Source organism: Sphingomonas sp., assembly GCF_036387595.1.
Lineage (GTDB): Bacteria > Pseudomonadota > Alphaproteobacteria > Sphingomonadales > Sphingomonadaceae > Sphingomonas.
The window spans coordinates 27,841-40,047 of sequence record NZ_DASVTL010000078.1 but is presented as its reverse complement, the minus strand read 5'-3'; the positions used below and the strand labels follow the sequence as shown (position 1 = coordinate 40,047).

Here is a 12,207-nt window from a genome sequence, read left to right as displayed (position 1 = left end):
GTTGAGCCGGCGTTCTCGGCCGAAGGATCAGTGATGACGACCACCTATGACGCGACCCTCGGCCTCTACATCGCCGGCGAATGGCTGAGCGGGGGCGGACGCGATACCCAGGATGTGCGCAACCCGGCGACCGGCGCGGGTCAGGCCGCTCTGCCGCTGGCGACCGCGGCCGATCTCGACGCCGCGCTGGACGCCGCGCAGCGCGGGTTCGTCCTGTGGCGCGGGACTGCACCCGAGGCACGCGCGGCGGTGCTCCAGAAGACCGCCCGGCTGCTGCGCGAGAGGGCCGATCGGATCGCGGCCATCGCGACTCTCGAACAGGGCAAGATCCAGGCGGAGGCCAAGGGGGAGGTCGCCTTCGCGGCGGCGCTGCTCGATTTCCATGCCGGCGAGGCGCAGCGCATCTACGGCCGCGTGCTACAGCGCCCCATGGGCACGCGCAGCCTGGTGCTCCACCAGCCGGTAGGCCCCGTCGCCGCGTTCTGCGCGTGGAACTTCCCCATCATGAACGTCGTCCGCAAGATCGCGCCGGCGCTGGCGGCAGGCTGTTCGATCATCATCAAGCCGAGCGAGGAGACCGCGGGTTCCGCGGTCGAGGTGATGCGCTGCTTCCAGGATGCCGGGCTGCCGGGCGACGTTGCGCAATGCGTCTTCGGCGTGCCCGACATGGTTTCGCGCCGGCTGCTCGCCTCGCCGGTCACCCGCAAGTTGAGTTTTACGGGATCGGTCCCCGTCGGCAAGCATCTGATGAAGCTGGCCGCCGACACGATGATGAAGACGACGATGGAATTGGGCGGTCACGGCCCGGTGCTGGTGTTCGACGATTGCGATCTGGAAAAGACGCTGGACCTGCTCGTCGCGCACAAGTTCCGCAATGCAGGCCAGGTGTGCATCGCACCGACGCGCTTTCATGTGCAGGAGGGCATCTACGATCGTTTCGCCGCCGGGTTCGCCGAGCGTACGAAGGCGGTCAAGATGGGCGACGGCATGGCAGCGGACAGCCAGATGGGGCCGATGGCGAACCCGCGCCGCCCCGAGGCGATGGAGGCGCTGGTCGAGGATGCGCGGGGCGCCGGCGCCCGCGTGCTGGCGGGGGGCACACGCGGGAGCGAAGGCGGCTTCTTCTTCACGCCCACCGTGCTAGCCGACGTGCCGCTGACCGCGCGTGCGATGAACGAGGAGCCATTCGGCCCGGTTGCGCTGCTTCATTCCTTCGCGAGCGTCGACGACGCGATCGCCGAGGCCAATCGCCTGCCGTTTGGCCTGGCCGCCTATTGCTTCACGGAGAACGGCCGCCGCCAGAACATGCTCGGCGACGCGATCGAGGCCGGGATGATCGGCATCAACTCGGTCCGCCTCAGCGCGCCCGACAGCCCGTTCGGCGGCGTGAAGGACAGCGGCCACGGTTCGGAGGATGGCCCGGAGGGTGTCGCGGCGCATCTGGTGACCAAGTCGGTCCACATGGTCTGACCGATCTCGTGGGCCGCATCACCCCTGGTGGTGTGCGAACACCCGGCGGCCGCCGGGTCCGAAGGCGATCACGTCATAGGCGTCGCTTTTCATCCCCGGCATCTCCATGCCCGGCGATCCCATCGGCATGCCGGGCACCGCCAGCCCGCTGATGCCCTTCGGCCGGGTCGCCAGCGCGCGCTTGATGTCGGCGATCGGCACATGGCCTTCGAAGGTCATGCCGTCGATGATCGCGGTGTGACAGGAGCCAAGATCCTTCGGCACCGCGCGGGTCTGCTGGAAGGCGCCGCGGTTCGCGTCGTCGACGATGCGAACCGCGCGGCCGAACTGCGCCTTCACCTGCCGCGACCAGGCCTCGCAACACCCGCAGCCGGGGTCGCGGTGCACGACGATCGGCCCGGCGGCGATGGCGGCGGCGGGAAGCGCCAATGCCAGCGCGGCGACATAGGTGCGTATGCCGTTCATTCCACTATATCCTTGTCCAACCCCGGCACGTCGATCCGCCAGAATCGCGTGGCCACACCCTCGATACCAAAGTCATTGTCATTGACGATGACGAATACGCCGGGTGCGATTTGTGCCAGCCCCTCCAGGTCGGCGCCGACGCCCGGATGATCGTCGGTCGAGAGGAACAGCGTCTTGGCGAGCAATATGGTCGGGTCGAGGCGATCCTGCGCGCTCAATTGCTCCAGGGTGGGCATCGTAGCCACGTCCAGATGCGCGCGATCGACGAGGTTGCCGGCTCCGGGTTCGACGAGATACAATTTCGTCGTCGCCGATCCGCGTTCGAGCACCAGCAGCCGGCCGTCGCCAAGCATCACCAATTCGCTGACCTTGAGGTCGCGCCAGTGCATCGGTTCCACCGCGGCATCGCGGGCGAACGTGTCGGGGGAATCGAGCGGGTAGAGATATTGCGCTGCCAGCGACCGGCTGGCGAGATCCAGTCGCCAGATCCGAATGTGACGGGCGTGGCGATGCGTGGACTCGTCGGGATGCGCGAGGGGGCTTTGGAACGCCAGGTAGAGCGATCCCTCATCCGTCGACAGCGCGAGCGCCTCGAACCCGCGATTGATCTGCCGCCGCGCGGCGATCGCGGGCAGCGCCTCCACGATCGGGTAGCGCGCGCCGTCGAACCATCCAGCACAGCCCTCCGGCACCCAGCGCGCCAGCACCACGCCATCGGCGGCGACGTGGAAGAGCGAAGGGCCGTATTCGTCGGCGACCCAGAAGGTGCCGTCGGATACCGCCGCCATCCCCTCGGTATCCGCGCCGCCGGCGTTCGCAGGCAGTTGCCGGCCTTCCAGGTCGAACGCGGGTTCGCTGACCCCACCCGGGATCGGCAGTCCCGAAAGCGGCATGCCGTCGCCGTCGCGCAGCGCGATGGTCCGCACGCAGATCACCCGATCCCCCTCGACCCGCAACTCCGAGATCGCCGGGCCGACGTCGAGCATCGGCATGACCTTGGCACCGTCGATGTCGGCCAGGTGGCCGAGTTCGGCCATGCCGTAACGCGCGATGGCGAGCGGCACCTTGAGATTGGGGCCGCGGTCGCCCACCGCCCAGATCGTTCCCGCCGGGTCGCCCGAACGGCGCGTCAGCCCCGATCCCAATCCCCGCGTGACGAACAGCCGGCTTTTAGGCAGCTCGATCACACCCAACACCTCGTCCTCGAAGGCGAGCGGGGTGACGCTCACATCGAGGATCAAAGCCATTTCACCCGTTTGAAGCGGATGTAGAGCGCGGTACATACCGCCGCGATGACCGCGAGCACGACGAAATAGCCGTAGCGGGTCTTCAACTCGGGCATATGTTCGAAATTCATGCCGTAAATGCCTGCGATCGCGGTGGGCACGGCCAGGATCGCGGCCCAGGCGGCCAGCTGGCGCGTGATCGCGCCGGTGCGCTGTTGTTCCAGCAGGTTGCTGAATTCGAACACCGACGTCAGCACCTGGAGCAGCCCGTCGACCATCGTCTGGACGCGACGGACGTGATCCAGCACGTCGCTGAAATACGGTTTGGAATCCACGTCGATGCAGGGCAGGTCGAGACGGACCAGCTTGCCCGAAACCTCCGCCATCGGCCCGAGCACGCGCTGGAACTTGGTCACATGGCGGCGCAGCGTGAAGATCCGCGTTATATCGTCGCGGCCCAGGAACGCGTCGAGCGTGCGCTGTTCCATGGTCAGCACGCTGTCCTCGATCGCCTCGACTATCGGCAGATACCCATCGACGATATAGTCGAGGATGGCGTGAAGGACATAGTCGACGCCGTGCACCAGCAGCGTGGGGGCCGCCTCCAATTGGTCGCGCAGCGCCTTGTGCGAGCGTGCCGATCCGTGCCGGACGCTGATGATGTGGCTGTGGCCCACGAAGATCGCGGTTTCGCCATAGTCGATCGTGTCGCCATCCAGATGCGCGGTGCGTGCGACCACGAACAGCTGGTCGCCGTACACATCGACCTTGGGCAATTGCCTGGCGTTGACCGCATCCTCGATCGCGAGCGGATGCAGGCCATATTGCTCCTGGAGCGTCTGCATCTCGTCATCCGTGGGATCGCAGATGCCGATCCAGACGAATTCCGACTTGTCGGCCGGGCAATCGACTTTCTCGTCGATCGAAACCGCGCGAACGCGCTTGCCGTGGCGATAGAGATAAGCGGCAACGACCGTCATGCAGATCTCGATAAGCTGCGCGAACCGGCAGGCCAAGCAAAAGAAGCAAGGCGCCTACAGCGTGACGCCGCGCTTCCAGATGGCGATCTCGCGTTCGCCGTTGCGTTCCGAACACGTCGATTGCCCGGACGCGGTGGCGACGACCAGATCGAGCAGCCTGTCGGCCACCGCATCGCCTTCGCTCAGCACCGCGCCCGCGTCGAAGTCGATCCAGCCGGGTTTTCGCGCGGCCAAGGTGCTGTTCGACGCAATCTTGATCGTCGGCGCAGGGAAGCCCATCGGCGTGCCCCGGCCGGTGGTGAAGAGGATGACCGTCGCCCCCGCCGCCGCCAGTGCCGTGGAGGAGACCGCATCGTTGCCCGGCGCCTCCAGCAGCGTCAGCCCGTGGGTGCGCACCCGCTCGCCGTAGCGTAAGACGTCCACGACCGGCGCACGACCCGCCTTCTGCACCGCGCCCAGCGACTTTTCCTCCAGCGTCGTGATCCCGCCAGCGATGTTGCCGGGCGAGGGATTCTCATGGACCTGCTGGCCGTGATCCAGAAAATAGCGCTTGAAATCGTCCACCAGCGTGCCGATCCCGGCGAAGACCGACGCATCGGCGGCGCGGTCCATCAGCACCTGTTCGGCACCGAATATCTCGGGGATCTCGGTCAGGACCGGGGTACCGCCTGCGTCGGCCAACGCATCCGCCATGCGCCCGACAAGCGGGTTGGCGGTGATCCCCGAAAAACCATCCGAACCGCCACATTTCAGGCCCAATACCAGGTCGCTCAAGGGGCAGTCGCTGCGCTGGTCGGTCTCGGCCAGACGCACCAATGCCTCGACCGCAGCCAGTCCGTCGGCCAATTCATCTTCGACCATCTGCGCCGCAAAGGACATCAGCCGTGCGGGATCGGCGACGTCTATCTCGCTCAGCATCGCCTCGAGCTGATTGTTCTCGCACCCCAGGCCGACCACCAGCACCCCGCCTGCATTGGGGTGCGATGCGAGCGATGCGAGCAGCCGACGTGTCTGATCGAGGTCGCCGCCCAGCTGCGAACAGCCGAACGGGTGCGGAAAGGCGAAGACGCCTTCGACCCGGCCCACGAAGCGCGCATTGGCCTGTTCGGCAATCCGGCGCGCGGTATTCGCCACGCAGCCGACGGTGCACAATATCCAGATCTCGTTGCGCGTACCCACCCGCCCGTCAGCACGCCGATAGCCCCGAAACGTCCGGCTGCTGACCGCCGCCGCAGCGGTCGCGACCGTCGATGGCTGGTAGCGATAGTCGAGCAGGTCGCCGAGCATCGTCTCGACATTGTGGACATGGACGTGCTCGCCAGGTGCGATCGCGCGCGTGGCACGGCCGATCGGCCAGCCATATTTGCGCACGCCTGCACCCGCGGCAACCGAGCGCATCGCGACCTTGTGCCCGTTCGGCACCGCGCCGATCAGCGTGATCGGCCCGGCGGGCGTGTCGATCTGCTCGCCCGGCGCCAGCGCACGAAGCGCGGTCGCAACGTCGTCATGCGCCTCCACGGCATGGACCGCATGTCCGGCGACATCTGCCGTGTTCGAATCGCGCATGATCTCTCTTCCGCCAAGCCACCCCGACTATCTCATGTGAATGAGCGTTGCCGCCAGTGAAACCGTCGCCTAGCGTGCTTGCAGACGGTGCATCATAGCACCCTGACATGACCCGGCACAGGGCAGGAGAGGCGCCACCGATGAAGACACTCGTCAGCGGATTGTTGCTCGCATGGGCAGCGCCAGCATCGGCCGACACCATCGCGGGCAGCGTCACGTCGCCCGACGGGACCACAACGGCGATCGTCACGGGCGATGCCGGGGGCATGCCGATGTACGCCATCGAGCGCCACGGCGAAATCGTGATTGCGCCGTCCGCGCTGGGCTTCGAATTCGACGGTGCGCCGCAATTGTCGGCCATGAAGATCGACGCGGCGGCGCCGGCGGTTGCCCATGACAGCAGCTACGCGCCGGTCGCGGGCAAATCGGCGACCGCGCGCGATCATTACAACGAGATGCGCGTCACGATGCGCGAAGCTGCGGGTGAGGGGCGGCGGCTGGAATTGATCGTGCGTGCTTATGATGGCGGCATCGCCTTTCGTTACCATTTTCCCGAACAGCCGGCGATCGGTACGCTGCGCATCCGCTTCGAGCGGACGCAATTCCGCTTTCCAGCCGATTACGCCTGCTGGGGGCTGAACATCGGCCGTTACGACACGGCGCATGAAGGCGAGTTCCGGCCTGTCCACGCCTCGCAGATCCTGGCCCACACGCTCTACGATACGCCGCTCAGCTGCACCACTCCCTCGGGCAAGACCAGCTTCGTGATCGCCGAAGCCGATCTGCGCGATTATGCCGGCATGTATCTCGCCGGGCGCGGCGAGGGCGGGCTGGGCGTGGAGACGTCGCTGTCTCCCCGGCGTGACCAGCGCGGCGTGGCGGTGATCCGTTCGATGGGGTCGGGCGGGATCGACACGCCCTGGCGCGTGGTGATGACCGCCGACCGGGCCGGCGACCTGATCGAGTCCGATCTGATCGCGACCCTCAATCCACCCACCGCGCTTGCTGATACGTCATGGATCAAGCCCGGCAAATTCGCCTGGGATTGGTGGTCCGGTCCCTATCTGCCGCCGCCTGCCAAGGCCGCGGTCGATGACGCGACGATCCGCCGCTACATCGACTTCGCCGCCTCCTCCAAGCTGGCGTACATGCTGATCGACGAGGGCTGGTACTGGCGCGCGGGCGGCGGCGGCAATCCGAACCCCGATGCGGACATGCTGCGCCAGAATGCCGACATCGACGTGAAGAAGCTCGTCGCCTATGCGGCGCAGCGGGGCGTCGGCGTGATGCTGTGGGCGCATTGGTCGCTGATCGACCGCGATCTCGACGCGACCCTCGCCCATGTGCAGGCCTTGGGCGTCAAAGGGCTGAAGATCGACTTCATGGACCGCGACGACCAGCAGATGGTCGATTTCTATCACCGCCTGCTGACAAAGGCGGGTGAGCGGAGGCTGCTGATCGATCTGCACGGTGCGTATCGCCCCACCGGCCTGATCCGCACCTACCCGCATTATCTGACGCAGGAAGGCGTGCTGGGCGCCGAATACAACAAATGGTCCAGTCGCATTACCGCGACCCACAATGTCACCTTGCCCTATACCCGCATGGTTCTCGGGCCGATGGATTATACCCCCGGCGGATTGCGCAACAGGACGCCGCAGACGTTCGAACGGCGCGGGGTACAGCCGCAGGTGCAGACCACGCGGGGACAGGCGCTGGCGATGTACGTCGTCTATGACAGTCCGTTGCAGGCCGTGGCGGACAGTCCGGATGTGTATGCGGGCACCGATGCGCTGGCGTTCATCAGCGACGTGCCCACGACCTGGGACGAGACGCGGTTCATCGCCGGTGAGATCGGCCAGTCGATCGTGCTGGCGCGGCGCAAGGGGCGCGACTGGTATGTCGGCGCGATGACCAACGAAGCGGGACGGACCATCGCGGTGCCGCTGACGTTTCTGGGCAGGGGCAGGTTCGCCGCGACGATCCGGCAGGATGGCAGCACGCCTGTCGAGACCATCCGGACAACGCGCGAGGGATTGGCGGCCACCGATGCGCTCACCCTGACATTGGCCCCAAGCGGCGGCGCGGTGGTCAAACTCTCCCCCGCAGGCGGCAAGTAAGGAGCGGATCATGCAGAGGGTCATGCCCCACACCACGCACGCCGACCGGTCGGGAGCGTTCATAACGCGCGGCTACATGCTGGGATTTGCGCTGGTCACCAGCCTGTTCTTCCTCTGGGCCATCGCGAACAATTTCAACGACATTCTGATCCGGCAATTCCAGAAGGCGCTCGATCTCAACCGCGCCCAGGCGGGTTTCATCCAGTTCGTCTTCTATCTGGGCTATTTCCTGGTCGCGCTGCCCGCCGGATTGCTGATGCGGCGCTTCGGCTACAGGGCGGGCATCCTCGCGGGGCTAGGGCTGTATGCGGCCGGAGCGCTGATGTTCTATCCCGCTGCCGAGATGCGCGCTTATGGTGCGTTCCTAGCCGCGCTGTTCGTCCTCGCCTCGGGCGCAGCGTTTCTGGAGACGGCGGCCAACCCCTATATCGTCGCATTCGGTGATCCGGCGCGCGCGTCGCAGCGGCTGAACCTGGCGCAGGCGTTCAACGGCTTCGGCGGGTTCCTCGCGCCGATCCTCGGCGGGATGTTCATCTTCTCGGGCGTCGAACATTCCACCGCAGCCGTCGCGGGCATGTCGGTCACCAAGCTGGAAGCGTATCGCCTGGCCGAGGCGCGAATGGTGCAGGCACCTTATCTCGTGCTGGCGGCGGTCGTCATCGTGATCGCCATCGCCATCGCCGTGACCAAATTGCCGAGCGTCGCGGTCACGGATGCCAAGGCCGGGGAGCAGCCAGTCGGGTTGACGCGGCTGTTGCGCATCCCGGCACTACGCGGCGCAGTGATCGCGCAATTCTTCTACGTCGGCGCACAGGTCGGCATCTGGAGCTTTTTCGTCGACTTCATCAAGGACATCCGCCCGGAAACTCCCGAACGCACCGCCGCCTATCTGCTTTCCGCCAGCCTGATACTGTTCATGGCGGGGCGTTTCGTGGGCGTCGCGCTGATGCAGCGTTGGAGCGGCACCCGGCTGCTGGGGCTCTATGCCATCGCCAACATGGCGTTGTGTGCGGCAGCTATCCTGGCACCGGGCGAAATCGCGATCGGTGCGCTGATCCTGACGGGCTTCTTCATGTCTATCATGTTCCCGACGATATTCGCGCTGGGGGTGAAAGATCTCGGTCCTGCGGCATCGCTCGGATCGTCGCTCATCATCATGGCGATCATCGGCGGCGCAGTGTTTCCGCCGATGATGGGGGCGGTCGATCATTATGCGGGGAGCCTGCGCCTCGCGCTGCTATCACCGCTGGCGTGTTTCGCGATCGTCGCCCTCTATGCCCGGAGCGTTGCGGGAGTGACCCGATCCGTTCCATCCTGATCGGAGGACACGCGGTTGCGCTCGACGATCGCCGCGAGTTGCGGTGTCACGTTGCCGGTCCACGCGAAAAAGGCTTCGATCCGGCGCTCGATCTTCTGCGCGTGATGCTGCGCGATGTCGCAGAGCAGATGGTCGAGGTGAGGATTGCGGAAGCGGTCCAGCGTGGTCGCCAGATATGCGTCGGCTTGCTCCCCCAATGCCTTGGCAGCGAAGCCGGGCACCACTTCTGTGCGCAGCAGCGCCTCCATGCGCGCACCCGCCTCGCCCGCCATCATCGCGCGCACCGTCATTCCTTCGCGCGCGCCATCGTCCAGCCAGCTTTGCGCCAGGACGGTGTGGCCTAGATTGAGGATGTGCAGCTTGAGCCGTTCATAGGGTTCCAGATCGTCGGTCATCACGACTGCGGGATGCGTCCAGGGCAGGACGAGCCCGGGCTGCGCGCCGATCGCCCACAAGGCATAGGGTTCGGCGACTGCGCCGATCGGCTCGATCGGTGCCGAGACGATCCGATCGACAAGCGTGTCCGCCCAGATGCACGCGCCTAACCAATCCACGAACGCCGCCGTCGCACCCACCTCACGCGCCAACCCCGTGATTATCCCGCGGAGCGCGGTGCCATTGCGGTGGATCAACTCGCACGGGAGGATGGTGAACGGAGCGCCCCCGTCCCGCCAACGCAGCCACAGCAGCTTGAGCAGGATCGCGGGGAACGACTGCGGCGCACCGGCAGCGCCGAACAGGCTCAAGTGACGGTCGGCGGGGTCGATCGTATAGCCGGAGTCGCCCGTGTTCGACACGACGAATCCCGCCTGACCCACGAAGACCGCGACCAGCGCCTCCCAATCGTCCACGGCGGACAATCCTGCATCGACGCTGGTGACCATTAGCCGGCGCTCGACCGCATGGCCGTCCTCAATGCCGCGGACGATCACTGGATAGCCCGCGGCAAAGGCGGCGACTCGGCCGGCCCGCTCGGTCGACCTGGTGGTCTTCACGACCGTGATCGGCCCGGCATCCTGCCCGTCCTCGCGCGCCTCGTGGACGAAAAGGTCGACATGCGCCTGCAGGAAACGGCTGGTGCCGAACTGGACGATGCGTGCGCTCACGACGCGGATCCCAGCGCATAGGCGCGCTCGGCATTGCCGCCGAAGATCGCTCCGGCATGATCGGGACAGTGTCGGGCGACGAAGCCCGCGATCAGATCGTGGACGCGCACATAGTCGGCGGCGAGCCGGCACACCGGCCAGTCCGACCCGAAGATCAGCCGATCCGGGCCGAAACAGCCGAGCAGGTGATCGAGATAACGAGCGATGTCGTCGGGTGTCCAGGCGGCGTGATCCGCCTCGGTCACCAGTCCCGAGACCTTGCAGAAGATCGTCGGCACCTGCGCCATGTCCGCGATGGACGCGGCCCACGGCTGCCAGTCGCCTGCGGCGATGTTGGGCTTCGCGCCGTGGTCGAGGATCAACCTGCCGTATCCGGCCATCTCGGCGAAGCGGCGGACATGGCTCGCCTGGCGCGGGGTTATGAGAATGTCGTAGGCCAATCCGTGCGCCAGCACCGCGCGCACGCCACGGACGAAGGCGGGGGTGAGCAGGAAATCGTCCTCCTGCTCGTCCTGAACGACGTGCCGGTAACCCACGATGGGGGCGCCGGCGGGTGCTGCCGACAGCCGTTCCGCGATGTCGTCGGCGCGCAAATCGACCCAGCCGACCACGCCGACGATCCACGGATGCGCGGCGGCGAGATCGATCAGCCACCGGGTCTCGGCAGCATCCTGACGCGCCTGCACGGCAATGCAGCCGTCGATGCCTGCCGCCTCGATCAGTGGCTTCAGGTCCGCGGGTTCGTGAGTTGCCGCCAGGACACTCGCAGGGTTGATCCAGGAATAGGCGCGGGCATCGTACTGCCAGAAATGCTGGTGCGCGTCGATCCGCTTCATGCCCCGCCATCCGGCTTGCACATGGGATAAAGCGGTTTCATAGGCGGAACTTATCCCGCATGTCATGGGGTCGCAAGGAGGGATGGATGAAGGCCGTCGTCTGCGAACGTCCGCTCGCGCTGAGCGTCGTCACGCGCGCCATGCCCGATCGCGCCCCCGGCGAGGTGATGCTGCGCATCCGACGCATCGGTCTGTGCGGCACCGATTTCCACATCTATGCCGGGCGTCAGCCGTTCCTGACCTATCCAAGGGTAATGGGCCATGAACTGGCAGGCGAAGTGGTTGAGGCGGATGCCGGTTCCCGGTTGACGCCGGGCCTGGTCGTCACGGTCAATCCCTATCTGCCGTGCGGGACGTGTATCGCATGCCGCAAGGGCAAGCCGAATTGCTGCATGACGGTGCAGGTGCTGGGCGTGCATGTCGATGGCGGCATGTGCGAATATCTCAGCGTGCCCGAGCATGCGGTCGTACCCGCAGGCGGGCTGACGCTCGACCAGGCGGCGATGGTGGAGTTTCTGGCGGTTGGCGCGCACGCGGTCGGGCGCGGCACATTGATGCCAGGCGAAGCGGTGCTCGTGAGCGGCGCAGGACCGATCGGCGTCGCCGTCGCGCTGTTCTGCGGGATGGCGGGTGCGCGCGTGACGCTGATCGATACCAGCGTCGAGCGGCTGGCGCACGCGCGCGATGCGGTCGGGATCGACGATGTGGTGACGGTGGACGCCGCAACCGCCGCGACGCTCGCGCATCGAACCGGTGGCGAGCATTTCGACTGCGTGTTCGATGCCACCGGCAATGTCGACGCGATGTGTCACGGCCTGTCCTATGTCGCACACGGCGGGCGCTACGTGCTGGTCAGCGTGGTCAAGGACGATCTGGTCTTTCCCGATCCGGAGTTTCACAAGCGCGAGACGACGCTGCTGGGCAGCCGCAATGCGACGCATGCGGACTTTGCACAGGTCATCGCGCGTATCGCCGACGGATCGGTTCCCACGGCCGCGCTCCAAACCCACAGCTTTCCGGCTCTCGACGCCGCGCGCCACGTTCCCGAGCTGATTGCCGGACAGGGCCGCGTGCTGAAGGCGATCGCGACCTTCTGAACGCGCCGGCGCGCCCGTTGTAA

10 protein-coding genes are annotated in these 12,207 nt (G+C 66.3%); 4 read left to right on the top strand and 6 right to left on the bottom strand.

The window, feature by feature from the left end:
• The first annotated feature begins 33 nt into the window (after window positions 1–33).
• Window positions 34–1,470, top strand: coding sequence for an NAD-dependent succinate-semialdehyde dehydrogenase (locus VF643_RS08050; RefSeq protein ID WP_331042865.1), 1,437 nt, complete (start codon window positions 34–36; stop codon window positions 1,468–1,470).
• An 18-nt stretch (window positions 1,471–1,488) separates the two neighbouring features.
• Here the strand turns inward: VF643_RS08050 and VF643_RS08045 are convergent, their stop codons facing one another.
• From VF643_RS08045 to VF643_RS08030, 4 genes are read right to left on the bottom strand one after another with little or no spacing between them, the layout of a single operon-like run.
• A complete protein-coding gene (locus VF643_RS08045) occupies window positions 1,489–1,935 on the bottom strand; it encodes a DUF411 domain-containing protein (protein ID WP_331042864.1) in 447 nt (148 codons plus the stop codon).
• Window positions 1,932–3,182, bottom strand: a complete 1,251-nt coding sequence (locus tag VF643_RS08040) for an esterase-like activity of phytase family protein (RefSeq protein ID WP_331042863.1) — start codon at window positions 3,180–3,182, stop codon at window positions 1,932–1,934. The genes VF643_RS08045 and VF643_RS08040 overlap by 4 nt, the downstream gene beginning before the upstream one ends.
• The gene (locus VF643_RS08035; RefSeq protein WP_331042862.1) at window positions 3,173–4,141 is read right to left on the bottom strand and encodes a magnesium and cobalt transport protein CorA; all 969 of its coding nucleotides are present in this window, start codon (window positions 4,139–4,141) and stop codon (window positions 3,173–3,175) included. Before VF643_RS08035 ends, VF643_RS08040 begins: the two co-directional genes overlap by 10 nt.
• A 54-nt stretch (window positions 4,142–4,195) precedes the next feature.
• Window positions 4,196–5,707 (bottom strand): altronate dehydratase family protein, encoded by a 1,512-nt coding sequence (locus VF643_RS08030; RefSeq protein ID WP_331042861.1) that lies wholly within the window; start codon window positions 5,705–5,707, stop codon window positions 4,196–4,198.
• Window positions 5,708–5,847: 140 nt separating this feature from the next.
• Between VF643_RS08030 and VF643_RS08025 the strand changes: the two genes are divergently transcribed.
• Entirely contained in the window at window positions 5,848–7,827 is a 1,980-nt protein-coding gene (locus VF643_RS08025; RefSeq protein ID WP_331042860.1) for a glycoside hydrolase family 97 protein, read from the top strand.
• A gap of 10 nt (window positions 7,828–7,837) precedes the next feature.
• Window positions 7,838–9,145 (top strand): L-fucose:H+ symporter permease, encoded by a 1,308-nt coding sequence (gene fucP, locus VF643_RS08020; RefSeq protein WP_331042859.1) that lies wholly within the window; start codon window positions 7,838–7,840, stop codon window positions 9,143–9,145.
• Here fucP and VF643_RS08015 read toward each other — a convergent pair.
• Together VF643_RS08015 and VF643_RS08010 are read right to left on the bottom strand one after the other, a co-directional pair.
• Window positions 9,100–10,251 carry a mannitol dehydrogenase family protein gene (locus VF643_RS08015; protein WP_331042858.1) on the bottom strand — a complete coding sequence of 384 codons (1,152 nt, stop codon included), beginning with the start codon at window positions 10,249–10,251 and terminating at the stop codon, window positions 9,100–9,102. The genes fucP and VF643_RS08015 overlap by 46 nt on opposite strands.
• Window positions 10,248–11,087 (bottom strand): amidohydrolase family protein, encoded by an 840-nt coding sequence (locus tag VF643_RS08010; RefSeq protein WP_331042857.1) that lies wholly within the window; start codon window positions 11,085–11,087, stop codon window positions 10,248–10,250. The genes VF643_RS08015 and VF643_RS08010 overlap by 4 nt, the downstream gene beginning before the upstream one ends.
• Window positions 11,088–11,173: 86 nt before the next feature.
• Between VF643_RS08010 and VF643_RS08005 the strand changes: the two genes are divergently transcribed.
• On the top strand, window positions 11,174–12,184 hold the full coding sequence (locus tag VF643_RS08005; RefSeq protein ID WP_331042856.1) for a zinc-binding alcohol dehydrogenase family protein: 1,011 nt from the start codon (window positions 11,174–11,176) through the stop codon (window positions 12,182–12,184).
• Window positions 12,185–12,207 lie beyond the last annotated feature (23 nt).

Excerpts from the sequence above, each read along its gene's own strand:
- VF643_RS08050 (WP_331042865.1), top strand. The coding sequence starts at position 34 with ATGACGACCACCTATGACGCGACCCTCGGCCTCTACATCGCCGGCGAA.
- VF643_RS08045 (WP_331042864.1), bottom strand. The coding sequence starts at position 1,935 with ATGAACGGCATACGCACCTATGTCGCCGCGCTGGCATTGGCGCTTCCC.
- VF643_RS08040 (WP_331042863.1), bottom strand. The coding sequence starts at position 3,182 with ATGGCTTTGATCCTCGATGTGAGCGTCACCCCGCTCGCCTTCGAGGAC.
- VF643_RS08035 (WP_331042862.1), bottom strand. The coding sequence starts at position 4,141 with ATGACGGTCGTTGCCGCTTATCTCTATCGCCACGGCAAGCGCGTTCGC.
- VF643_RS08030 (WP_331042861.1), bottom strand. The coding sequence starts at position 5,707 with ATGCGCGATTCGAACACGGCAGATGTCGCCGGACATGCGGTCCATGCC.
- VF643_RS08025 (WP_331042860.1), top strand. The coding sequence starts at position 5,848 with ATGAAGACACTCGTCAGCGGATTGTTGCTCGCATGGGCAGCGCCAGCA.
- fucP (WP_331042859.1), top strand. The coding sequence starts at position 7,838 with ATGCAGAGGGTCATGCCCCACACCACGCACGCCGACCGGTCGGGAGCG.
- VF643_RS08010 (WP_331042857.1), bottom strand. The coding sequence starts at position 11,087 with ATGAAGCGGATCGACGCGCACCAGCATTTCTGGCAGTACGATGCCCGC.
- VF643_RS08005 (WP_331042856.1), top strand. The coding sequence starts at position 11,174 with ATGAAGGCCGTCGTCTGCGAACGTCCGCTCGCGCTGAGCGTCGTCACG.